We start from the raw sequence: 21,182 nt of genomic DNA on the forward strand, positions 1-21,182 counted from the left end.
GTGCTAATCTGCTTTGTGGGGCCGAGAGATGACAGATATATCCGAGCGCAACAAGCTTATCCTCGAAGCAATCATCGAGGATTACATCTCGACGGCGGAGCCGGTCGGCAGCCGCGCCGTGACCAAGCGGCACGGCCTGACCCTCTCGCCGGCAACGGTGCGCAACGTCATGGCCGACCTGGAGGAGATGGGGTATCTCGTCTCTCCCCATACTTCGGCGGGGCGGGTTCCCACCGACAAGGCCTATCGGTTCTACGTGGACTCGCTTCTGGCGGTTCGGCGCATCGACAAGGTGGAGCGGGAGCGGATCCGCAAGCGTTACGTGGGGGCCGGCCGGGATATCGGCGCCGTCCTTCACGAAACGAGCCGATTGCTCTCCTCGGTCTCCCACTACACGGGGATCGTCCTTGCCCCCCGCTTCTCCGCCACCATTTTCCGGCACATTGAGTTCGTAAAGCTGGGAGGGCGCCGTATCCTCGTCATCCTGGTGGCCGACAACGGCACCGTCCAGAATCGGCTCATCGAATCCGACGAGGAGTTTTCCCTCGAAGAACTGATCAGGATGTCCAACTACCTGAATGAGCTTCTGGTGGGGGTTCCGGTGGGCCAGGTCCGATCGCGGATACTGGAGGAGATGAGAAACGAGAAGGTCCTTTACGATAAGCTCCTCGCCCGCGCGCTCCAGCTTTCCGAGCAGAGCCTGAATGACGACGGCGCCCAGATCTTCATCGAGGGACAGACCAATATCCTCGAACAGCCCGAGTTCGCCGACTCGCGGCGGATGCGGGATCTCTTCCGGGCGTTCGAGGAAAAGAACCAACTGGTGGGGCTCCTGGATCGGTGTCTCAATGCCCAGGGCGTGCAGATATTTATCGGCGCCGAAACCCATCTCAGCCAGATGGAGGGGTTGAGCATCATCACCTCCACGTACCTCACGGGAAAGAATACTCTTGGTGTTCTGGGGGTCATTGGACCGACCCGGATGGGCTATGCCAAGGTGATCCCCATCGTCGACTATACCGCGAAGCTGGTCAGCAGGCTCCTGGAAGGGGAATAGGGGCGGTTCGGCAGCATATTCGCAGGGAGGACAATCAGCGTGGATAAAAAGAAACACAGCACCGCACAGGGTGCAGATGAAGCAATCACTGCCGCCGGTGTTGCCGGCGAAGCCGTTCAGGTGAAAGGCGAAGAGGTACAATCCGTTACCGCCGAGGAGCGGATCAGGCAGCTTGAGGCCGAACTGGCGGCCAAGGAGACCGAGGCGGCTGCGAACTGGGACAAATTCGTGCGAGAACGGGCCGACCTGGAGAACTATCGCCGTCGGACCCAGAAGGAAAAGGAAGAGTTGCTCAAGTACGGCAATGAGAGCCTCCTGCAGGACATCCTGCCGGTAGTGGACAGTATGGAGCGCGCTCTGGGTCACGCGGACAGCGAGAGCCTGTCGGCGGTTATCGAAGGGATCAGGATGACCCACGGCATGCTGGTGGGCACCCTGAAGAAATTCGGCGTGGTCGCCGTGGAGGCCGAGCGGGGAACTGCCTTCGACCCGGCGTACCACCAGGCCATGTGCCAGGTTGAGGTTGCCGGGCTTCCCCCCAATACGGTTGTCGAGGTCTTTCAGAGGGGGTATCTCCTGAATGAACGGCTTCTTCGCCCCGCCATGGTATCCGTGGCCACAGTGCCCAAGGATGCCGCGTAAAAAATTCCGTCGGCCCCTTGCTTTTGGGGAGGGCGATGACTACGTTGTTTCCAGAGAGAGACCACAAGGAGGATTATATTCATGAGCAAAGTAATCGGTATCGACCTCGGCACCACCAACTCCTGCGTTGCCGTCATGGAAGGTGGTGAGCCGGTTGTCATAGCCAACGCCGAAGGAAGCCGCACCACCCCGTCCATGGTCGCCTTTGCCGAGAGCGGAGAGCGGCTGGTGGGCCAGCAGGCCAAGCGCCAGGCGGTGACCAATCCGGAGAACACCCTGTTCGCCATCAAGCGGCTCATCGGCCGTAAGTACGATACGGAAGAGGTGCGCAAGGACATCTCCATCTCACCCTTCAGGATCGTCAAGGCCGACAACGGCGACGCCTGGGTTGAGGCCCGCGGCAAGATGTACTCGGCCCCTGAGATCTCGGCCATGGTGCTCCAGAAGATGAAGCAGACCGCCGAGGACTACCTGGGCGAGACCGTGACCGACGCGGTCATCACCGTGCCGGCCTACTTCAACGACTCCCAGCGCCAAGCCACCAAGGACGCCGGCAAGATCGCCGGCCTGAACGTCCTGCGGATCATCAACGAGCCGACCGCCGCCGCATTGGCTTATGGCCTCGACAAGAAGAAGGACGAGAAGATTGCCGTTTTCGACCTGGGGGGCGGAACTTTCGACATCTCCATCCTGGAACTGGGTGACGGCGTCTTCGAGGTGAAGTCCACCAACGGCGACACCTTCCTCGGCGGCGAGGACTTTGACCAGCGGGTCATCGACTGGATCGCCGACGAGTTCAAGAAGGATCAGGGAATCGACCTGCGCGGCGACAAGATGGCCCTGCAGCGCCTCAAGGAGGCCGCCGAGAAGGCCAAGTGCGAGCTCTCCACCTCCATGGAGACCGACATCAACCTTCCCTTTATCACCGCCGACGCCACCGGACCCAAGCACCTCACCATGAAGCTGTCCCGGGCGAAGCTCGAAGCCCTCTGTGCCGACCTGCTCAACAAGCTGGAGGGGCCCTGCCGCACCGCTCTCAAGGATGCCGGCCTGTCCCCCTCCGAGGTGGACGAAGTGATCCTGGTCGGCGGCATGACCCGCATGCCGGCGGTCCAGAAGAGGGTCCAGGAGATATTCGGCAAGGTTCCCAACAAGGGGGTTAACCCCGATGAGGTGGTCGCCATCGGCGCCGCCATTCAGGGCGGGGTGCTCAGGGGCGACGTGAAGGACGTGCTGCTGCTCGACGTGACCCCCCTCTCGCTCGGCATCGAGACCCTCGGCAGCGTCATGACCAAGCTCATCGAGAAGAACACCACCATCCCGTGCCGCAAGAGCCAGGTTTTCTCCACGGCCAGCGACAATCAGCCGGCGGTAACCATCCACGTGCTCCAGGGCGAGCGGGAGATGGCGATCGACAACAAGACGTTGGGGAATTTCGAGTTGACTGGCATCCCGCCGGCACCTCGCGGAGTGCCCCAGATCGAGGTAACCTTCGATATCGACGCCAACGGCATCGTTCACGTCTCCGCCAAGGACCTGGGCACCGGCAAGGAGCAATCCATCAGGATCACTGCATCCTCCGGCCTCTCCAAGGAAGAGATCGACAAGATGGTCAAGGAGGCAGAAGCTCATTCCGCCGAGGACAAGAAGAAGCGGGAGCTGGTGGAAGCCCGCAATCACGCTGATACCCTCAGCTACTCAACCGAGAAGTCTCTCAAGGAATACGGAGACAAGATCGGCGCCGACGAGAAGGCCAAAATCGAGGAATGCCTGGCAAACCTCAGAAAAGCCATGGAGGGAAGCGATGTAGATGTCCTCAAGAAGACCACGGACGAGCTGACCCAGGCGTCCCACAAGCTGGCAGAGGCGGTCTACGCCAAAGCCCAGGCCGAAGGCGCCCAACCAGGCGAGGAAGCAGCGGGTGAAGCCTCTGCCAAGGATGAGAAGGTCGTCGACGCCGACTTTGAAGAGGTCAAGAACGACAAGAAATAACCAGAAGAGGAGGAGGGGCGTGAACGACCCCCTCCTCCTCTCTACCAATCAACCATGCGGAGCAGCAGGAGAGTGGATCTCAGTGCTGCTTTTTGCATTGGAAAGGATCGATCTTGGCGGCAGACAAACGCGACTACTATGAGGTTCTGGACGTCCACAAGAATGCTTCGGACACGGAAATAAAGAAGGCCTTTCGCAAGCTTGCCATCCAGTACCATCCGGACAAGAATCCCGATGACAAGGAAGCGGAGGAGAAGTTCAAGGAGATTACCGAGGCCTATGAGGTCCTTTCGGATCCTCAGAAGCGGGCCCAGTACGATCAGTTCGGCCATGCCGGGGTCGGGGCGGGGGGCTTTTCGGGCGGCGGCTTTGGCGGGTTCGGCGCCGGCACACCATTTGGCGACATTTTCGGTGATATCTTTGGCGACATCTTTGGCGGCCGCCCTCGCGGCAGTCGCGGTCGCCGCGGCGACGACCTGCAGTACAACATGGAGCTCTCCTTCGAGGAGGCTGCGTTCGGCGCGGAGAAGGAGATTCAGGTCCCCTACGGCAAGCGCTGCGGCGATTGCGGAGGCAGTGGCGCCAAGCCGGGGACCGAGCCGAAGGTCTGCCCCACCTGTCGCGGCGCTGGCCAGGTGCGTTTCCAGCAGGGATTCTTCAGCGTCAGCAAGACCTGCAACCACTGCAACGGTGAAGGACGCGTGGTGGAGAATCCCTGTACCTCTTGTCGCGGCAGCGGCATGATCCGGGATACCAAGACCCTGTCGGTCAAGGTCCCGGCCGGGGTCGAAACCGGTACGAGGCTCAAGCTCTCCGGTGAAGGGGGGCAGGGAATCAAGGGTGGCGGCAACGGCGATCTCTATGTGGCCATTGCAGTCAGGGAGCATCCCATTTTTACCCGCGAGGACAATGACGTTCTCTGTGAGATTCCCGTCAGTTTCGTGCAGGCAGCCCTCGGATGTGAGATCGAAGTGCCGACTCTCGACGGCAAGGTTTCCATGAAGATTCCCGAGGGGACCCAGTCGGGACGCATCTTCAGGCTGCGTGGCAAGGGGGTTCCCCAGCTCCAGGGCTACGGGCGCGGGGACCAGCTTGTCATCATCAAGGTGGAGACACCGTCAAATCTCAATAAGCGCCAGCGGGAACTTCTGGAGGAGTTCGCCCGCATCAGCGGCGAGGACGTCCATCCCATGAAAAAGAGCTTTTTCGATAAAGTGATGGACTTTATCAGCTGACAGCCGTGCCCGTTCGCCTGTGACGGCCGCCATCCTCATTGAGAAATGGCGGCCGTTTCCATTTCTTCCCCTCCCCTCTTCTCCCTCGGTCAGCCGGTCAATCGATAGGATGCCTCGCGACGGTGCAGGGCACCGCCCGCAGTCAGCGTGCTCGAATAGAGGAGGAATTCTTCGACAGCGAACGGCTCCGCCCTGAATTCCCCGTGTCTGGACTGGAAAGCGGAAAAACCCTCCGGGATGGCATCCTTAAGGCGTGCCAGCGTTATGTGCGGGGAAAACGGACGCTCCTCCGGGGGGATCCCCGCCGCTGCAACTGCCGTTTCCACCGCGCGCTGCAGGAGGGTCAGCCGCTCATCGGCGGTGACCCCGGCCCAGATCACGCGGGGGCGCCGTGGGGATGGGAAACAACCGACTCCTGCCAGCGCCAGGGTAAAAGGTGGTGACGTTACGGTAGCCATGCTGTCTTTGATCCGCTGAAAGCATTCGTCGTCGGCATTTCCGATAAAGCGAAGGGTCAGATGGAGTTGGTCCGGGGGGACCCGGCGAACCCCGTCCAGTTCCCGGCCGAGATCGGCAAGCTGTGCCCTGACGGAACCGGGCAGATCAATGGCAACGAAAAGGCGATACATAGGCCTGCTCCATTCACTGCCTGCGGGCAAGCCGGGCATTCGCCTCCGCAGGCGCGACGAGGTGGCTGCCAGCGGTGGAGGTGATGACTGTGCTAAAGGGGGCCGACAGGCGATTCAGCCGGTCCACCACGTCCGCCGCCTTGCGGCCCGTGAGGATGGTCGGCTGGAAGCGTACCTCGCGGAAAAGAACGTTGAGAGGGATGATCTCCGCAATCGGCGGTCCTTCGCCGAGGGTGACCCGGGCGATGATGCTCCGGTCTGCCGAGGGGCTCCGGCTGCCGAAGGCAAAGTTGCCGAGGCTGTAAAAGATCGGCCTGCCGCGATAGATTTCGATTCCCTGAAGGACATGGGGGTGGTGGCCGATGACGATGTCAGCCCCTGCATCAATGGCGCGATGGGCTGCTTCGATCTGGTAGGGCGATGGTAGCGCGGCGCGCTCCTGTCCCCAGTGGAAGGAGACGACCACATGATCGGCGCTGCCGCGGGCCCGTCGGATATCCGCAAGATAGTGGCCGGCGTAGCCGGGCGCGGTGCCGGGGCGTCCCGCGGTGGCGAAGAATTCGATCGGCTGGGTGAGCGAGTAGGCCAGGAAGGCGACGGTCTGCCCCCTGACCGCCACGGATGCTTCGCGTCGGGCATCCGCAATTGACGGCCCCGCTCCCGCGAAGGCAATGCCGTTACGATTGAGATGGCGGATCGTGTCGCTCAATCCCTCGGCGCCAAAGTCCATCATGTGGTTATTGGCCAGTGTCATGACCGAGAAGCCGGCCCTTTTCAAGGCCACTGCCGCAGCGGGAGAAGCTTTGAAGCGGAAACGTTTGGCGCGGAACTCGCACCCCCCCTCGGTGAGGGGGGCCTCCAGGTTGCCCACCACCAGGTCGCTGCGTCGCAGCTCTGCGGCGGTAGCGGAAAACGCATAGCTGTAGCCGTACCGCTGGAGGGTGTCGGTTGCACTGCCGGCCAGCATCACATCACCCACAAAAGAAAGGCTGATACGCTCGGCCAGAGCCCCCGCAGGGGCTGCAAGCAGTACGAGCACAAGGGCCAATGTGGCGGGGAAGATGGTCATTTTTGCTCCGGAGGCATAAAAATATTGACTAATTCGCAGGTTAGTGCTAAACACTATAACTTTAATGTCGCAAAAGTAAAGGCTTGAACCAATGCTTGACGCCAAATATCTGCGAGAGAATCTGGAAGAGGTGGAAGCGCGGCTTGCCACCAGGGGCTCCGAGGTGAGTCTCGGCCGGTTTCGCGAGTTGGACGAGCGTCGGCGCGCGCTCCTCACGGAGAGCGAATCGCTCAAGGCGTTGAAAAACTCCGTGTCCGAAGCCATCAGCAAGGTCAAGGACAAAAGCCAGATTCAGGACAAGATCGCCGAGATGCGTGAGGTGGGGGTCCGGATCAAGGGGCTCGACGACGAGTTGCGCGGCATCGAGGACGAGTTGCAGATGGTACTGCTGACGGTCCCCAATGTGCCGCATCCGACGGTACCCGTCGGAGCGTCGGAGGCGGACAATCGTCAGGTGCGGACATGGGGGGAACCTCCCTGTTTTGCATTTAACCCCAAGCCCCATTGGGAGATAGGCGAAGGGCTCGGCATCCTTGATTTTGAGCGGGGAGCGAAGCTTACCGGTGCCCGGTTCACGCTCTATCGTGGCGCAGGTGCCCGATTGGAGCGCGCTCTCGTCAATTTCATGCTCGACCTACACACAGAGCGGCACAATTATCTTGAAATGCTCCCGCCCTTCATGGTAAACAGGGAAAGCATGACCGGAACCGGTCAGCTGCCCAAGTTTGAGGACGACCTCTTCCATCTGGAAGGGGTCGATTATTTCCTCATCCCCACGGCAGAGGTTCCCGTCACCAATGTTCATCGCGCTGAAATCCTCAAAGCTGCAGACCTGCCGCTCAGCTACACGGCCTACACCCCGTGCTTTCGCAAGGAGGCCGGCTCCTACGGCAAGGACGTCCGCGGACTCATACGGCAACACCAGTTCAACAAAGTCGAGCTGGTGAAGTTTGTTCATCCCGCGACATCCTACGATGAGCTGGAAAAACTGCTCTCCAATGCCGAAGAGGTGTTGCGCCAGCTCGGGCTGGCCTATCGGGTCGTTGAACTCTGTACCGGCGATATGGGGTTTTCGGCTGCCAAGACATACGATATTGAAGTCTGGCTACCCGGCCAGGAGACCTATCGGGAAATTTCCTCGTGCAGCAACTTCGAGGATTTTCAGTCCCGGCGTGCCTCGATCAGGTTCCGGGAAGACGAAAAATCAAAACCTGAATTCGTCCACACGCTGAACGGTTCGGGGCTTGCAGTCGGCAGAACGCTGGTGGCCATCCTAGAGAATTACCAGCAGGAAGACGGGTCGGTAGTAATCCCGGACGTGCTCCGGCCGTACATGGGGGGACTGCAGAAGATCGGCTAGGCTTTCGGAGGGATGGCCGAGTGGTTTAAGGCGGCGGTCTTGAAAACCGTTGAACGAAAGTTCCGTGGGTTCGAATCCTACTCCCTCCGCCATAATTGATAAACAACGATCGGAGAGATGGCCGAGTAGGTCGAAGGCGCTCGCCTGCTAAGCGAGTATACGGGCAAAACCTGTATCGAGGGTTCGAATCCCTCTCTCTCCGCCAGATATCTACAGCCCGTATCAATGCGGTAAGGTTCTGGAGACGAGGAGGACACGTGAAGGTGTTGTTCAGGCTGGTGGTCGTTGCCCTTACCGTCATGGTAGCTGTTGCCGGGTGCTCGAAAAAGGAAGAGCAGAAAGCCGGCGGCGATACCGGGGCGCAGCACGGCCAAGCGGCAAAGAAGGAATCGGTAGTTGTTGTTCCGGATAACGTCAAGGGAAAGTGGAAGTCCGTCAAGATAGCAGTTACCGATAAGGCCGCCAACAAGGAGTCGGTCTATACCATCAACGTCGGAGCTGAACTGGCAATTCCGGAGAGCAATCTCACGATAGCGGTAGACAATTTCCTGCCTCACTTCACGATGGACGGGACGACTCTTACCTCTCAGTCCAATGAACCGAAGAATCCTGCTGCACAGATCCGGATTCTGGAGGGAGGGAAAGAAGTTTTCAAAGGATGGTTGTTCTCTCTGTACCCGACCACCCATGCCTTCAACCATCCCAAGTACGGTTTTACGTTGGTGGATTTTATACCCGCCAATTAACAATGCGCTCGTAGCTCAGCTGGATAGAGCACCAGACTACGAATCTGGGGGTCAGGAGTTCGAATCTCTTCGAGCGCGCCATATCAGAGGGGCTAGGCAGATTGCCTAGCCCCTTTTTTCTATCCGAGGCCGCTCGGGCAGCGCGGATGCCATCCACTAAGGTGACCTGCCGGGTGCATGGCGACAGAGGAATGTCATCATTGAAAAAGACCCCCATTCGCGACGATGCCTATTGGATGGGAAAGGCGATTCGAGAGGCCGCAAAAGCCGCAGCCCGTGACGAAGTCCCCATCGGGGCCGTTATCGTGCGTGACGGTGCGGTGATCGGGAGGGGGCACAACCTCCGCGAGGGTAGCAATGATCCCTCTGCCCATGCCGAAATGATCGCCATCCGGCAGGCTGCCCGCAGGTCGTCAAATTGGCGTCTTACGGGTGCAACTCTGTATGTGACGCTGGAACCGTGCCTCATGTGCATGGGGGCCATTATCCTCGCACGGCTGGAACGGGTCGTTTTCGGCTGTTATGACCCCAAGGGCGGCGCAGCAGGGTCACTCTACGATCTCTCGGCGGACCCGCGCCTGAATCATCAGGTACGGTTATCGCCCGGCGTCTGTCAGGAAGAATGTGGCACGATGCTGAGTGATTTTTTTCGTGATCTTCGCCGCAGGAAAAAGGCCAAGGCTACCCCATCGCTTTTCATCGATGAAAGGAAGGTGCCACCAGAGCCTTGAGTTTTTTTTGTAAATGAGGTATAAACGACCCTCATTCCATGCAGGACCCAGCAATGTTACGGAGAGATGGCCGAGTGGTCGAAGGCGGCAGACTCGAAATCTGTTGTACCGCTTGCGGTACCTAGGGTTCGAATCCCTATCTCTCCGCCATACCAAAAGGGGCAGCCGGTAAAACGGTATGCCCCTTTTTCTTTGCAGTAACAGCATGATTGCTTCGATGCGGTCAACAGAGGTGCATTGACAGTCACTGCTCGACTGCTAAACTTTCAAAGACTATCCGTCCGGGCCGGTAGATTCCCCTGCGGGAGGTGCTATCTATGCTCATCCGGGTCCGATATGTGAACGACACCTACGATATGCTCAAGGCGTGGCGACTCCAGGAGTACCTGGAAGATGGCAGGGTAGTTGCCTTCCTTCGATCCGACGGCTGGGCGGTGGTGGGACGCGATCCGCTCAGGCGGAGCATGCGCAGGGGATATCCGGGCCCTGAACGACGGCGTATAGAGAACAACCTGCACCGGGCTGCCTGAACGTGCAGTATGGAGACCGGTGCCCGCCTTGAGCGGGTTCCGGTCTTTTTGTCTCCAGAGAGGAGGTCGTGGTGGCCATCGATGAACGAAAACCCGTCTACGAACTACAGAAGGAACTCGACACGCTGAGAGAGGACTACCTTGCCGGTATGCCACCCGAGCATGCGGCAACCCTGCAACGCACCGCTACCGAACTGGTACTGTCGGGGATAGTCGAACATGCTGCAACGAGTGGCGATAGGGCGCAGGACTTCACCCTGCCCAATGCCGTGGGCAGGCAGATCCGGCTTTCCGAGGTCACGGCACGGTCAACAGCGGTGGTGACGTTTTATCGGGGTGCGTGGTGACCATACTGTAGCCTGCAGTTGCGGGCCTATCAGACGGTGTTGCCACGGATTCGGGAGCTGGGGGGCGAACTCCTGGCCATTTCGCCCCAGACCCCGGACAAGTCGCAGGCGACGTTACTCAAGAACTTTTTGCAGTACGAGGTGTTGAGTGACGTGGGAAACCTGGTCGCCCGCAGCTTTGGCCTCGTGTATCCGCTTGGCGGGGAAATGCGTCGCATCTATCTGGGGTTCGGGGTAAATCTTGTCGATTACAACGGCGACGAATCCTGGGAGTTGCCGCTTCCCGGCACGTTCGTCATTGATGGCACCATGACCATCCGGTATTCATTCGTGGATGCCGATTACACCCGGCGCCTCGAGCCGGCGACGATACTCGACGTGCTGGAACGGATCCGCGAGGAGAGGGGGCGCGATGATATCCAGGCTTCTTGACGGGAACCGGCGTTTTGTGGCTGAGGTCTTTGAAAAGGAGCGCGAGACCTTTGTGACCCTTGCCCGGGGACAGCGCCCGACAGTTCTCTGGATCGGTTGCTCCGACTCTCGAGTGCCGGTCAACACCATTACCCAGACCAAGGCGGGAGAAGTTTTCGTCCACCGTAACGTGGGGAACGTGGTCTCGGTCAACGACTGGAACCTTTCGGCAGTGCTCGAATTCTCGATCAACCATTTGTGCATCCCCGATATCGTTATCTGTGGTCACTACGGCTGCGGCGGCATTCAGGCCCTGGACGAGGAGCGGGCTGACGACAAATACATTCCCATCTGGCTCATCAATGCCTACAAGGCCAAGGAACGGGTCGACGAAAAGATCCGGGCGCTCCACATCGGTCTCCCTCCCGAGCAGCGTATGAAGCTCATCGTGGAGGAAAATGTCCGGCTCCAGCTGGAACACCTGCGCGAATATCCCTTTGTCCGTACCGCCATGCGCCAAGGCAAACTGAGCATCCATGGCTGGATTTACGACATGGAGAGCGGTGAAATCAAGATTCTGTCCACTGAGCGGCCAGGAGAGGGGGCGGCAGTTTCGTCCCGGGCCACGGAGTATTGCCCGCTCCCGTAAGTTTCGTCGCAAAGGGGCCTTGCTGTTCCCTCTAAGGAAACGCTGCCCCGGATCCCGGCTCTGCATCGCCGGAAGAATTGTAGAATGGTTGAAGAGGAGGTTGCGTGAAGAGCCATGTCTGGCGTCCCCTCTATGTTGCCCTTAGCGTGGCCGGAGCGCTGCTCTTGGCACGCAGCTTTCTGGTGCCTAACGATTTCGGGGTGCATGAGCAAGGGTACATGTACGGCTGGCACCGCAAGGGGAACGAGAACGAGTGGAAACAGGTTCCCGTCAAGTACCGGACCAAAGCCTACTGCGTTGGATGTCACGCTGCAAAGGTCGCCAGTATCGACCGCTCTCCCCATGGCGTCATTCCCTGTGAGAATTGTCACGGACCTGCCCTAGGGCACCCCAAGGACCCGCCGACCCTGACCATTGACCACAGCCGCCGGCTGTGCCTCCGTTGCCACGCAAAACTCGTGACGCCATCCAGCGGCAGATCGCAGATTCGCGGCATAGATCCCGATACACACAACCCCCAGGCCGAGTGCCGGCTCTGCCACGATCCCCACCACCCAAATCTGGAGGAGTTGAAGCGCTATGAATAGACGCGAGTTTCTCAGACGGAGCATGGTGGTTGTCGCGGGGTTGGCGGTGCCGGCGGCGGCTCTGGAGCTTGTCGACCCGAAAAGGCTGCTGGCGGCACGGCCGGAGTTGCGCTGGGCCTTTCTGGTTGATACCTACAAATGCGTGGGGTGTGGCTTCTGTGTCAAGGCGTGCAAGGTGGAGAACGAGGTCCCCTACGAGGCCAACGTGACTCGTACGTGGGTCGAGCGTTACGTGGTGAAACCGGATGGCGAGGTTCTCATTGATTCGCCACGTGGCGCCCGCGACGGTTTCACCGATAAGAGAATCGAGGTCGGAACGGGGAAACCCCGGGACGTGGGGGATGAAGAGGTGGAAAAAGCCTTCTTTGTCCCAAAACTCTGCAATCAGTGCGACAACCCGCCCTGCGTCCAGGTCTGCCCCGTGGGGGCCACCTACAAGACCGTCGACGGGGTCGTGCTCGTGGACCGCTCATGGTGCATCGGCTGCGGCTATTGCATCATGGGGTGCCCGTACGGGGTCCGTTTTTTTCATCCGGTGCACAAGGTGGCGGAGAAGTGCAACTTCTGTTACCACCGGATTCCCCAGGGGCAGGCGACGGCGTGCGTCGACGCCTGCCCGTTCGGCGCCCGCCGGATCGGCAATCTTCGCGATCCGCATGACCCGATCACCAAGATCATCATGGCCGGGCGGGTCGGCATCCTCAAGGAAGAGTACGGAACCAAGCCCCAGGTCTACTATGTGGGGCTCTCCAAGGAGGTACGCTAGCCATGGTGCACGGGGAGGCCTGGACCGTCAAAGAGCTGTTCGTCTATCCCAACGAGTACATTTACTGGACCATTCAGATCGTCATGTACCCGTTCCTGACCGGCCTCGTTGCCGGGGCCTTCGTGCTTTCGTCACTTTACCATGTGTTCGGAGTCAAGCCGTTGAAGGACATTGCCCGCTTTTCGCTTGTCTTTTCCTTCGCGCTCCTCCCCTGCGCGCCACTGCCGCTTCTGCTCCACTTGCAGCAGCCGCTGCGCAACCATCATGTCCTCATGACGCCACACTTCACCTCGGCCATTGCCGCCTTCGGCATCGTCTTCCTCACCTACGGGATGATCGTCGCCTCGGAGCTCTGGTTCGTCTACCGGGGGTATTTTGCCGTCACGGCCCGGCAGCTGAAGGGACAGCGGGAGCGCACCCGGGCGGAAACCATCAAGATGCGCCTCTTTTCGGTGCTGGTGCTGGGCGCCTGGGACGTGAGCCACCGTGCCCTGGAGCAGGATGAAAAGGCCGTTAAGATATTGGCGGCTGTTGGCATTCCCGTTGCCTGCTTCCTCCACGGCTACGCGGGATTCATCTTCGGCTCCGTCAAGGCTAACGCCCTCTGGATGACACCGCTCATGCCGGTCATCTTCATCTGCTCCGCCGTGGTATCGGGGATCGCGCTCTGTATTCTGACCTACATTGTCACAATGGAGCTGCGCAAGTTCGTTGCGGCCTGGCGGCGAAGGGACAACCCGGGGCTGCCGGCTCCCGCGGAACACGGAGAGGGGGAAGCCAACGTGGTGAGAATGACCTCCCGGTATCTCATCATGTTCCTCATTCTGGCCATCACTCTGGAGTTGCTGGACCTCATCTTCCGGGGCTACACGGCGGTCAAGTCGTGGGATATCCTGCGCAGCGTCATCTACGGCAAGGACTTTGTCGCCATCTTTGTGCTCCAGTACGGCCTCGGCAATCTTGTGCCGTTTATTCTGTTTCTTCTGCCCGGGCTCACCGTGCGCCGGGCGGTCGCGGGCACGTTGCTGGTACTGTTCGGTGTCTTTATGATGCGGTGGAACGTCGTTATCGGCGGCCAGGCCTTCTCAGCTTCATTTGCCGGCTTCATGCACTATCATCTGCCGATCATTCCCCATGATCTGGAGACATTCAAGGAGGGGTTGTTCGGGGCGCTTGCGGTCGGATCGGTGCCCTTTGTTCTGTTCTGGCTTCTTTCCCGGATTTTTCCGGTGTTCGGGTCCGGCGAGAGTGACTGACGATGTGTCCTAGGCAAAAAAAGGGCGGCCTTGAGCCGCCCCACGGAAGGAGAGAAAGGGGTGTTCGCGTTATCGGGCTGAGGAGGGAAGCGATGAAGTTTCCCGCTCGATAATCTCGATGATCTCGCGATAAATGGCGATCATCACGCCTATTTCGCGCCACTTCTTTGCAACCATCCGGAGCAGGGACCACGCATGCACCAGGGTTCCCGCAAGGATGAAAATACCGGCCAGCCGGGTCTGTTCTTCGTTGAGCATGACGCACGAGACGATGCCGACCACGATCATGGAGGCAAACCAAGCGAGCTCGGGTCCCTTGAAGGGGTTCTCCATGAGGGTCAAAAAGTCGACGTAGTAGCGGGTCAGTCCCTTTACCTTGCGCAGGAATTCGCCCACCTCATCCCCTGCATATTTGAGATAAGCATAGGACAGGAAGCGTTCCGCAGCACGCGTTTTCCCCTTTTCCATTCTCTCGTGCACGTATTTATCGATGGCTTCGTCGATCACTGTGGTGTCCATGGTCCCTCCCGCGGAGTATGGCGTTTTCATGCGGGGCATGCCGGGTAGCCAGGAAGCCGGAGCATTGGCCTGCTCCGGTGGATGACTGTCGATTGTTTGGTTACCCTCGCCCGGAATGCCGTGGCTGTCTGTGATGATACATAAAACGTGCCATCTGGCAGTCTTTGCGGGGGACACCGATGAATCTCCTTGCGGCTCCGGGATCCCGGAGTCGTGTATATAATTTTACTACAGATTTCAGTGGGTGCATTGTGTCTAAATTGTTTTTGCATTGTATCAAATTGGGGGGGGACGATACGCGTGCCGGCAGTCGGATCGGGAGAGGGGCGGAAATTTCGCATTATTGCGAGCAGGTTGGACAAAATGCGAGGAGCATAATGGATCGTTGCCGACAAAAAAAGAGGACGGCAGCAGCCGTCCTCTTTTGTGACGAGCATGTCGTCGAGTCAGTTGAAAAAGAGTCTGACACCGAAGGTGGCGGCAACGCCGCTGGGATCGAAATTGCCCGATTTTCCCCCCGGTGCGTCGATGTCCACTTCGGGAGCCACGACCCCCCTTACCTCGGCATTCAGGACGAGGTGCTTGGTCAGGAAGTAATCAAGTCCGCCGCAGAGGTGAACGCCGACGGTGGGGTCCACATCGGCCCCGCCCGGGCGATCGTAATCGCTGATGAGGATGTCGATGCCTCCCCCTGCATAGGGAGAGAGCTTCGGCTGCGGGGTGTCGAAGCGGTACTGGACTCCCATAGCGATGTTGGTCACCGAGAAGTCGCCCTGGTCGAGGCCGGACACCAGCTCTGCGCCGAATTTGGTATAGGTCACATCGACCTCTGCCGCCAGGTTGTCCGTGACCCCGTAGATCAGTCCGCCGCCACCGAGGAACCCGGCGTCGGTCTCCAGTTTGTAGTTGTCGAAATCGCTGTCGCCGGGGAGGTAAAAGCCGATTTTGCCGGTGATCCCGAGTCGCCCCTTGATGTTTTCCGCCAACGCGGTACCGCTGCCGGCAGCGACGGTCAGAGTCAGGCAGAGCAGGGCAATAAGTCGTTTCATGTCGAGAAACCTCCGTGTCGTGATCGCGACGCCGCTTGGCGTCGGTAGTTGTCAGGCCATTTCCACGACGGCCTTGACCGCCTTTTCGATCCCTTCCGCCGCTTCCGAGATGCGGTTGGCGAGCATGTAGGCGGGCGTGGTGACGATTTTGTTTTCCCGGTCAATGACGAACTCGGCAACCGGGCAGGATATGTGCTCACTGCCTGTTGCCGCAATGGCGGCGGCGGTGCCGGCATCGGTGCCTATGGTCACCTTCGGCTTGTAGTCGCGGCCGAGGGTGGCGGCGATGAGGGCCGGGGCGATGCAGATGGCGCCGATGGGCTTTTTTGCCACGGCCATCTCGCGGATGAGGCGGGCCACCTCCGGGTGGATGGTGGCGGCCGCCCCTTTTTCGGCAAAGGTGCACAGGTTTTTTGCCGCGCCGTAACCGCCGGGGAAGATAACGGCATCGAGCTCCGCAGCCGACACATCCTTCACGTCCCTGATTTTGCCCCGGGCGATCCGCGCAGCCTCCACAAGCGCGTTGCGGGTGGCGCCGGTTTCCTGGGAGGTGAGGTGGTTCACCTCGCGGAACTCCATGCCCGGGGCCATGCAGACCGCCTCGGCACCGTTGCGGTCGATGGCGAGGAGCGTCAGGACCGCCTCGTGGATCTCGCTACCGTCATAGACGCCGCAGCCGGAAAGAACAACACCGATCTTTTTCATGGGCTCCTCCTTCGTTGTCCTGGAATCATAATGATGCCGGACGATATTCTGTGGGTGCCGCTTAAAGCGGCGCTAATTGTAATCATTCGTCTTCTCTTCCGCAAGTGCGATCGTCACGGCCCGCTCGTAGGTGGTGAGCGGGAAGGGAATGAGGTCACGAATCCGGTTTTCGCGGCAGACGACCTCGTTTTTCAACCCCTCGATGAGCGGGATGGCGATAGAGGGGCGAACCGGCGTGACAAGGCCAACCCAGTAGGACGAAAGCCTGGGAGTCAGCACCGGCACTGACAGGATCATGGTGAATGTTTTCTCCACGCCTGCGAGTCGTTCCATCATCTCCCGATAGGTGAGGATATCGGGGCCGCCGATATCGAAGGTTTCACCCGTGGTCCGCTCGTCCTCCAGACAGCCGGTCAGGTAGCGGATGACGTCCCCTACGGCGATGGGCTGGCAGCGCGTGGAGACCCACCGGGGAGTGATCATGACCGGCAGGCGCTCCACCAGCGCCCGGATCATTTCGAAGGAAGCGCCGCCGGCGCCGATGATGATGGCAGCCCGCAGGAACGTGGTGCGGAATGAGCCCCGCCGCAGAATGGCGGCCACTTCGAGGCGGCTCGCCAAGTGCTCCGACAGATGATCGCCCGTCTCGCCGAGCCCCCCGAGGTAGATGGCCCGCCTCAGGCCCGCCCGGTTGCCCGCGGTTACAAAATTTTCCGCCGCCTCACGGTCCCGCCGCTCAAACCCGGCCCGGCCGCCTGCCATGGAATGAACCAGGTAGAAGGCAGTGTCGATCCCCGCCAGGGCGGCATCGAGTCCTTCGCGGGTCAGGATGTCGCCCACCACCCGCTCTGCCCCGTCGGGAAGCGGGGCATCGGGCCGCCGAACAAGACAGCGCACCCGGTGGCCGCCGGCCAGCAGGGCCGACACGAGCCGCTTGCCGATAAATCCGGTTGCACCGGTGACCAATACGATCCCTTCTCCGGGGTTCATAATTCCTCCTTGGCAGATGGCGGCGGAAATCTATCTATCTATTGTACACGCTTCTGCCGTAAGACAAGGGCCGGAGGCTGTGGTATGGTTGTGGCGGGAGGGGGCGATGAGCAATACGGAAGGTCCGTTCACGAGAGAGATAGCCTGCCAGCAGATCCTCATGGAGGATTCCTCTGTATTCTCGGTCCAGTGGACGACGGTACCCTCAGACCTCCGCCCGCGGCTCTCCGCTGAGTTTCTCCTCGAGCGGTACCTTGCCTACATCCGGCGCTTCACGCTTACCCTGATCCGGCCGGTTGTCGCGGCGGACGGTATCGCCTTCCGTCTGGCCGGGACGCGCCGGAGTCTGATTCTCTTTACCCCGCCGACACGACGGGATGGCCCAGGCCATGAGGCGCTCACCCTCCGTATTTGCGGCGGGTTCCTGGTTCAGGCCCGCCAGTGCGACCGCGGAGAACTTTCGTTCATGCTGGATGATGACGTTTCCGGTGTGCGTCTCACCCTGCGACTGACCGACTACTGTCCGCTGCTGCTCGGGAGCAGTGAACCGTCGCGGCTTCGGAAATGGCTCTATCGCTTCACGCAGGCATATATCCACAAAGTGGTGACGGTCCGTTTCCTGGCACGGGTGTATGCTGACCTGGCCGGGGGCGGAGGGTGCGTGCGGGTGGTCCGGGCGAGAGTCGGGGAGGGGGAGGAGCTGTAGCGTCCCCGGAGGTCCCGGTTGCAAAGCGGATGGCCCGTGTTAGGCTTTTTTCGTCAGTATCGAACGCGAGGGAGGGACGCCATGAAAGAGCAGGACCGCACAGTGGTATGCAACCGCACTGAACGCAAGGAAGAGAATGTCAGGGTACGGAACGTGAAAACCGGCGAGATCGGCTTTACCTTCGGCTGCACCGAGGAGGGGGGAACCATTCAGGTTCGACTGGAGAACGGTCAGTTGGACAGCTGGGTGGCTGCCGACTGCGAGGAAGCGCCCGAATAGGGGTGTCCCGTGGAAGGACGAAAGTGCAAGCGGCTGTCGGTGGAGGTAGGGTGCTGGCTCGTGGAAATGGACGGAGCCACCTGCCTCTACACCTTTGACCTGTCGGACGAGGGGGTGGCGGTTATTACGGAGGACCCGCTGCCGGTCGGGCGTAGCGTTATCCTCCAGTTTTTCACCCCCCGCTCGGCCAGTGCCGTCACCCTGAAGGCCCAGGTGGTCTGGAGCCGCCTGGAGCCGGAAGGGGCCATGGGTCTGCAGTTTGTGGAGCCGGATGCCCGGGGCCGGGAGACGTTGCGTGAGTTCATGCGACTGCTGCTGGAGCAGCGGGAGCGGGAACGGCCCGTGCATTAGGCTTTCTGCCGGACCGGGTCAGTCCCGGGTATAGAGAACCGCCACCGCCCGAGCCCGCTCTTCTCCCACCGAAACGTAGCCGTGGGGCTCCGAGGAGTCGTAGTAGATACTGTCCCCAGGCAGGAGCCGCATGACATCGCTACCGTAGTGGAACTCCAGTTCTCCGGCGAGCAGGTAGATGAATTCGAAACCGTCGTGCCGATAGAAGAAGCTGTCACTCCAGTCGGTCAGTTCGAACTCCACCAGAAACGGTTCCATTGGCTTGTGCCGGATGCCCGGGGCCAGGGACCGGTAGATGTAGCCATGGGGAGCATCATTTCCCGAGCGGCGTCGGGTCGGCTGTTGCTGGGCTGCCCGGGTCAGCACCACTTTCTGCTGGTCTTCCTCCTCTTCGAAGAAGTAGTGGATGCCCACCTTCAATCCCTTGGATATCTTGAGCAGCGTGGCAATGGGAGGGGTGACCTGGTCGTTTTCGATCTGGGAAAGAAGGGGTTTCGAGAGTCCCGAGAGCTCAGACAGTTCCTGGAGGGTGAGCCGTCGTTCCTGACGGAGCTTCCTGATCTTCGCGCCGAGCCGCAATTCCTTGATCTGGGATTTGATGTCGTCCACGGTGATCTCCTCTCCTGCCCGTTATAGGTCAACTCCCGCGGGACCGTCAAGTGCTAATCCGAATGGCCGCGGGGCGCGGTTCGGCGCCTAAAGGGCGTTGACATCCCCGGCCATATTGGCTACTCTTTCAAAGGTTTAGAGCGATCAGCTCCCATGAACCGGTATGAGCGAGGTTCTTTGCATGTTCGTCCGTCGTCTGCTCCTGATATCGCTGCTCTTTGTCACAACTCTCACCGCCTGCACGAAGAAGGAAGAAAAGCTCTTCTATGAGTCGGGCCGTGCCGACGCGCCGGTCAAGGAGGTGCCCAGGGACATCCTTGCCACCCAGCAGGCCTTCGTCGAGCTGGTCAAGAAGGTGACCCCGTCGGTCGTGAACATCTCCACCGTCAGCCGGAGAAAGATCGAGCAGCCCTTCTTCGAGTTTTCCCCCTTCTTCAATGATTTCTTCGACAACCGCCCCCGGTTCCGGCGGGAACAGAGCCTCGGCTCTGGCTTCATCATCAACCGGGAAGGGTACATCGTCACCAATGACCATGTGGTGCGCGACGCCGAAAGCATCAAGGTCAAGCTCTCCAATGAGAACGTCTACGACGGCCGCATCGTCGGCAGCGACCCCAAGACCGACATCGCGGTCATCAAGATCGACTCGCGTGAGGAACTTCCCGTGGCGGTCCTGGGCGATTCGGACAAGCTCCAGGTGGGGCAGTGGGCGGTAGCCATCGGCAATCCCTTCGGCCTGGACCGGACCGTGACCGTCGGCGTGGTGTCGGCCACCGGTCGCTCAAACATGGGGATAGAGACCTATGAGGACTTCATCCAGACCGACGCCTCCATCAACCCGGGCAATTCGGGGGGGCCTCTGCTGAACGTCCACGGTGAGGTGATCGGCATCAACACCGCCATCGTGGCCGCCGGCCAGGGGATCGGCTTTGCCATCCCGGTCAACATGGCCAAGCAGATCGTCACCCAGCTCATCACCAAGGGTAAGGTCACCCGCGGCTGGCTCGGCGTCACAATTCAGCCGGTCACCGACGATCTTGCCAAGGAATTCGGCCTGAAAAAGGCTCAGGGCGTCCTGGTGAGCGACGTGGTGGCAGGGAGCCCGGCTGCAACTGCCGGCATCCGGCAGGGGGACATCATCCTCAGGTTCGCCGGCAAGGAGATCAAGGATGCCCAGCACCTCCAGCGGGTGGTGGGCGACACGGCGCCGGGGACAAAGGTGCCGGTGGTGGTCTTCCGGGAAGGGAAAGAGGTTCAGCTCTCCCTGGCGACGGCCAGTTCCGACAGCGCCCAGGCACGCCAGGCGCGCCCTCAGGGAGGGGCTCCCGACACCCTTGGCCTTGCCGTGGAGGAACTCCCCCGCGAATACCGTCAGGAAGGTTTCACCGGCGTCCTGGTGGTCCAGGTGGACGATGGGAGCGCCGCCGGCGAGGCGGGCATCCGGGAGGGGGACGTGATCGTGGCGGTGAACCGGCGTCCCGTGGCGAACCTGGCAGAGTACGACCGCGTCATGCGCGAGGCGGCCCGACGCGGTTCGGTAGTGCTTCTGGTGCGTCGCGGCGACGCGAGCATCTATTTCTCCCTCAGGCTCAGGTAGCGGAATTCCGGCTCACGGGCCGGCCAACGACAGGGGACTTACCATGACAATGATCGACAATCCCGACCAGGCCCGCCGCCTTGCCCGCGCCATCATCTCGGACATCGCCATCTACAACCGGGAAAAGGTCGAGCAGGGGATCAAGAACGACACCATTTTCGATCTGCTGGCCGAAGAGATCGAGGAGGGGCGCCAGCATTTCGCCTCGCGGGTGGCGCCGGAACTGGCGGGGGCCGGCATTTTCGACCTGGCGCTGGTTGATGTTCTGATCAAGCGGGCGGGCAAGATCGAGTCGGCCATCTGGTAGCGGCGGAAGAGCGGGAAAGGGTTCGGACGGGGGCACGGCCGGCGGTCGCGCCCCCGTCCTGTT

25 protein-coding genes and 4 tRNA genes are annotated in these 21,182 nt (G+C 60.4%); 22 read left to right on the forward strand and 7 right to left on the reverse strand.

The window, feature by feature from the left end; translation table 11 throughout:
* Nucleotides 1–28: 28 nt before the first annotated feature.
* The 4 genes from hrcA to dnaJ all read left to right on the forward strand — a co-directional run bounded on the left by hrcA (nt 29) and on the right by dnaJ (nt 4,926).
* A complete protein-coding gene (hrcA, locus tag AABA48_RS14910; protein ID WP_119331386.1) occupies nt 29–1,057 on the forward strand; it encodes a heat-inducible transcriptional repressor HrcA in 1,029 nt (342 codons plus the stop codon).
* A 39-nt stretch (nt 1,058–1,096) separates the two neighbouring features.
* A complete protein-coding gene (gene grpE / locus AABA48_RS14915; protein ID WP_286351111.1) occupies nt 1,097–1,699 on the forward strand; it encodes a nucleotide exchange factor GrpE in 603 nt (200 codons plus the stop codon).
* A gap of 81 nt (nt 1,700–1,780) precedes the next feature.
* Entirely contained in the window at nt 1,781–3,691 is a 1,911-nt protein-coding gene (gene dnaK, locus AABA48_RS14920; RefSeq protein ID WP_338270699.1) for a molecular chaperone DnaK, read from the forward strand.
* Nucleotides 3,692–3,804: 113 nt separating this feature from the next.
* The gene (gene dnaJ / locus AABA48_RS14925) at nt 3,805–4,926 is read left to right on the forward strand and encodes a molecular chaperone DnaJ (RefSeq protein WP_286351113.1); all 1,122 of its coding nucleotides are present in this window, start codon (nt 3,805–3,807) and stop codon (nt 4,924–4,926) included.
* Nucleotides 4,927–5,015: 89 nt separating this feature from the next.
* On the opposite strand, the gene thpR is transcribed toward dnaJ, so the two are convergent.
* The gene (gene thpR / locus AABA48_RS14930) at nt 5,016–5,555 is read right to left on the reverse strand and encodes an RNA 2',3'-cyclic phosphodiesterase (RefSeq protein WP_286351114.1); all 540 of its coding nucleotides are present in this window, start codon (nt 5,553–5,555) and stop codon (nt 5,016–5,018) included.
* A 13-nt stretch (nt 5,556–5,568) separates the two neighbouring features.
* Nucleotides 5,569–6,624, reverse strand: coding sequence for a CapA family protein (locus AABA48_RS14935; protein ID WP_286351115.1), 1,056 nt, complete (start codon nt 6,622–6,624; stop codon nt 5,569–5,571).
* Nucleotides 6,625–6,715: 91 nt separating this feature from the next.
* On the opposite strand from AABA48_RS14935, the gene serS reads away from it, so the two are divergent.
* The 13 genes from serS (at nt 6,716) to nrfD (ending at nt 14,007) form a co-directional block, all read left to right on the forward strand.
* A complete protein-coding gene (gene serS / locus AABA48_RS14940) occupies nt 6,716–7,984 on the forward strand; it encodes a serine--tRNA ligase (RefSeq protein ID WP_286351116.1) in 1,269 nt (422 codons plus the stop codon).
* A gap of 6 nt (nt 7,985–7,990) precedes the next feature.
* Nucleotides 7,991–8,076 (forward strand) — tRNA-Ser (locus tag AABA48_RS14945).
* Between the two features lie 19 nt (nt 8,077–8,095).
* Nucleotides 8,096–8,189: transfer RNA gene (locus AABA48_RS14950), tRNA-Ser, on the forward strand.
* Nucleotides 8,190–8,241: 52 nt separating this feature from the next.
* Entirely contained in the window at nt 8,242–8,730 is a 489-nt protein-coding gene (locus AABA48_RS14955; RefSeq protein ID WP_324309191.1) for a DUF2155 domain-containing protein, read from the forward strand.
* A gap of 4 nt (nt 8,731–8,734) precedes the next feature.
* Nucleotides 8,735–8,811: transfer RNA gene (locus tag AABA48_RS14960), tRNA-Arg, on the forward strand.
* 110 nt (nt 8,812–8,921) lie between these two features.
* Nucleotides 8,922–9,461, forward strand: a complete 540-nt coding sequence (tadA, locus tag AABA48_RS14965; RefSeq protein ID WP_338270700.1) for a tRNA adenosine(34) deaminase TadA — start codon at nt 8,922–8,924, stop codon at nt 9,459–9,461.
* Nucleotides 9,462–9,521: 60 nt separating this feature from the next.
* A tRNA-Ser gene (locus AABA48_RS14970) sits at nt 9,522–9,611 on the forward strand.
* Between the two features lie 167 nt (nt 9,612–9,778).
* Entirely contained in the window at nt 9,779–9,991 is a 213-nt protein-coding gene (locus AABA48_RS14975) for a GSU3473 family protein (RefSeq protein ID WP_286351119.1), read from the forward strand.
* 71 nt (nt 9,992–10,062) lie between these two features.
* Nucleotides 10,063–10,770 carry a peroxiredoxin-like family protein gene (locus AABA48_RS14980; protein WP_286351120.1) on the forward strand — a complete coding sequence of 236 codons (708 nt, stop codon included), beginning with the start codon at nt 10,063–10,065 and terminating at the stop codon, nt 10,768–10,770.
* Nucleotides 10,751–11,398: a carbonic anhydrase gene (locus AABA48_RS14985; RefSeq protein ID WP_286351121.1), complete on the forward strand. Its 648-nt coding sequence runs from the start codon at nt 10,751–10,753 to the stop codon at nt 11,396–11,398. The genes AABA48_RS14980 and AABA48_RS14985 overlap by 20 nt, the downstream gene beginning before the upstream one ends.
* A gap of 104 nt (nt 11,399–11,502) precedes the next feature.
* A complete protein-coding gene (locus AABA48_RS14990; protein ID WP_010940746.1) occupies nt 11,503–11,985 on the forward strand; it encodes a multiheme c-type cytochrome in 483 nt (160 codons plus the stop codon).
* A complete protein-coding gene (locus AABA48_RS14995; protein WP_286351122.1) occupies nt 11,978–12,751 on the forward strand; it encodes a 4Fe-4S dicluster domain-containing protein in 774 nt (257 codons plus the stop codon). Before AABA48_RS14990 ends, AABA48_RS14995 begins: the two co-directional genes overlap by 8 nt.
* Before the next feature lie 2 nt (nt 12,752–12,753).
* Nucleotides 12,754–14,007 carry an NrfD/PsrC family molybdoenzyme membrane anchor subunit gene (nrfD, locus tag AABA48_RS15000; RefSeq protein WP_286351123.1) on the forward strand — a complete coding sequence of 418 codons (1,254 nt, stop codon included), beginning with the start codon at nt 12,754–12,756 and terminating at the stop codon, nt 14,005–14,007.
* A 69-nt stretch (nt 14,008–14,076) separates the two neighbouring features.
* On the opposite strand, the gene AABA48_RS15005 is transcribed toward nrfD, so the two are convergent.
* The 4 genes from AABA48_RS15005 to AABA48_RS15020 all read right to left on the reverse strand — a co-directional run bounded on the left by AABA48_RS15005 (nt 14,077) and on the right by AABA48_RS15020 (nt 17,270).
* Nucleotides 14,077–14,526, reverse strand: a complete 450-nt coding sequence (locus tag AABA48_RS15005; RefSeq protein WP_286351124.1) for a GSU0071 family protein — start codon at nt 14,524–14,526, stop codon at nt 14,077–14,079.
* A gap of 446 nt (nt 14,527–14,972) precedes the next feature.
* Nucleotides 14,973–15,575 carry a porin family protein gene (locus tag AABA48_RS15010; protein ID WP_010940750.1) on the reverse strand — a complete coding sequence of 201 codons (603 nt, stop codon included), beginning with the start codon at nt 15,573–15,575 and terminating at the stop codon, nt 14,973–14,975.
* Between the two features lie 51 nt (nt 15,576–15,626).
* A complete protein-coding gene (elbB, locus tag AABA48_RS15015; RefSeq protein WP_039647394.1) occupies nt 15,627–16,280 on the reverse strand; it encodes an isoprenoid biosynthesis glyoxalase ElbB in 654 nt (217 codons plus the stop codon).
* Nucleotides 16,281–16,352: 72 nt separating this feature from the next.
* The gene (locus tag AABA48_RS15020; protein ID WP_192905879.1) at nt 16,353–17,270 is read right to left on the reverse strand and encodes an NAD(P)H-binding protein; all 918 of its coding nucleotides are present in this window, start codon (nt 17,268–17,270) and stop codon (nt 16,353–16,355) included.
* 106 nt (nt 17,271–17,376) lie between these two features.
* Here AABA48_RS15020 and AABA48_RS15025 point away from each other — a divergent pair, with 106 nt between their 5' ends.
* The 3 genes from AABA48_RS15025 (at nt 17,377) to AABA48_RS15035 (ending at nt 18,606) form a co-directional block, all read left to right on the forward strand.
* Nucleotides 17,377–17,976, forward strand: coding sequence for a hypothetical protein (locus AABA48_RS15025; RefSeq protein WP_286351125.1), 600 nt, complete (start codon nt 17,377–17,379; stop codon nt 17,974–17,976).
* Between the two features lie 81 nt (nt 17,977–18,057).
* On the forward strand, nt 18,058–18,255 hold the full coding sequence (locus AABA48_RS15030; RefSeq protein ID WP_286351126.1) for a hypothetical protein: 198 nt from the start codon (nt 18,058–18,060) through the stop codon (nt 18,253–18,255).
* Nucleotides 18,256–18,264: 9 nt separating this feature from the next.
* Nucleotides 18,265–18,606, forward strand: coding sequence for a PilZ domain-containing protein (locus AABA48_RS15035; protein WP_192905876.1), 342 nt, complete (start codon nt 18,265–18,267; stop codon nt 18,604–18,606).
* 18 nt (nt 18,607–18,624) lie between these two features.
* On the opposite strand, the gene AABA48_RS15040 is transcribed toward AABA48_RS15035, so the two are convergent.
* Nucleotides 18,625–19,215: a helix-turn-helix domain-containing protein gene (locus AABA48_RS15040; RefSeq protein WP_192905875.1), complete on the reverse strand. Its 591-nt coding sequence runs from the start codon at nt 19,213–19,215 to the stop codon at nt 18,625–18,627.
* A 181-nt stretch (nt 19,216–19,396) separates the two neighbouring features.
* On the opposite strand from AABA48_RS15040, the gene AABA48_RS15045 reads away from it, so the two are divergent.
* Nucleotides 19,397–20,812, forward strand: a complete 1,416-nt coding sequence (locus AABA48_RS15045) for a DegQ family serine endoprotease (RefSeq protein ID WP_286351127.1) — start codon at nt 19,397–19,399, stop codon at nt 20,810–20,812.
* A 43-nt stretch (nt 20,813–20,855) separates the two neighbouring features.
* Complete coding sequence (locus AABA48_RS15050) at nt 20,856–21,119, forward strand: hypothetical protein (protein WP_010940758.1); 264 nt, start codon at nt 20,856–20,858, stop codon at nt 21,117–21,119.
* Nucleotides 21,120–21,182 lie beyond the last annotated feature (63 nt).

The sequence above is a fragment of the Geobacter sp. 60473 genome (assembly GCF_036323535.1).
GTDB lineage: Bacteria > Desulfobacterota > Desulfuromonadia > Geobacterales > Geobacteraceae > Geobacter > Geobacter sulfurreducens.

Coding starts and splice junctions, on each gene's coding strand:
- serS (WP_286351116.1), top strand. CDS start 6,716: ATGCTTGACGCCAAATATCTGCGAGAGAATCTGGAAGAGGTGGAAGCG.
- AABA48_RS14975 (WP_286351119.1), top strand. CDS start 9,779: ATGCTCATCCGGGTCCGATATGTGAACGACACCTACGATATGCTCAAG.
- elbB (WP_039647394.1), bottom strand. CDS start 16,280: ATGAAAAAGATCGGTGTTGTTCTTTCCGGCTGCGGCGTCTATGACGGT.
- AABA48_RS15045 (WP_286351127.1), top strand. CDS start 19,397: ATGTTCGTCCGTCGTCTGCTCCTGATATCGCTGCTCTTTGTCACAACT.
- dnaK (WP_338270699.1), top strand. CDS start 1,781: ATGAGCAAAGTAATCGGTATCGACCTCGGCACCACCAACTCCTGCGTT.
- AABA48_RS14935 (WP_286351115.1), bottom strand. CDS start 6,624: ATGACCATCTTCCCCGCCACATTGGCCCTTGTGCTCGTACTGCTTGCA.
- nrfD (WP_286351123.1), top strand. CDS start 12,754: ATGGTGCACGGGGAGGCCTGGACCGTCAAAGAGCTGTTCGTCTATCCC.
- tadA (WP_338270700.1), top strand. CDS start 8,922: ATGTCATCATTGAAAAAGACCCCCATTCGCGACGATGCCTATTGGATG.
- AABA48_RS15005 (WP_286351124.1), bottom strand. CDS start 14,526: ATGGACACCACAGTGATCGACGAAGCCATCGATAAATACGTGCACGAG.
- AABA48_RS15020 (WP_192905879.1), bottom strand. CDS start 17,270: ATGAACCCCGGAGAAGGGATCGTATTGGTCACCGGTGCAACCGGATTT.
- AABA48_RS14995 (WP_286351122.1), top strand. CDS start 11,978: ATGAATAGACGCGAGTTTCTCAGACGGAGCATGGTGGTTGTCGCGGGG.
- AABA48_RS15030 (WP_286351126.1), top strand. CDS start 18,058: ATGAAAGAGCAGGACCGCACAGTGGTATGCAACCGCACTGAACGCAAG.
- AABA48_RS15025 (WP_286351125.1), top strand. CDS start 17,377: ATGAGCAATACGGAAGGTCCGTTCACGAGAGAGATAGCCTGCCAGCAG.
- AABA48_RS15010 (WP_010940750.1), bottom strand. CDS start 15,575: ATGAAACGACTTATTGCCCTGCTCTGCCTGACTCTGACCGTCGCTGCC.
- thpR (WP_286351114.1), bottom strand. CDS start 5,555: ATGTATCGCCTTTTCGTTGCCATTGATCTGCCCGGTTCCGTCAGGGCA.
- hrcA (WP_119331386.1), top strand. CDS start 29: ATGACAGATATATCCGAGCGCAACAAGCTTATCCTCGAAGCAATCATC.
- AABA48_RS14985 (WP_286351121.1), top strand. CDS start 10,751: ATGATATCCAGGCTTCTTGACGGGAACCGGCGTTTTGTGGCTGAGGTC.
- AABA48_RS15050 (WP_010940758.1), top strand. CDS start 20,856: ATGACAATGATCGACAATCCCGACCAGGCCCGCCGCCTTGCCCGCGCC.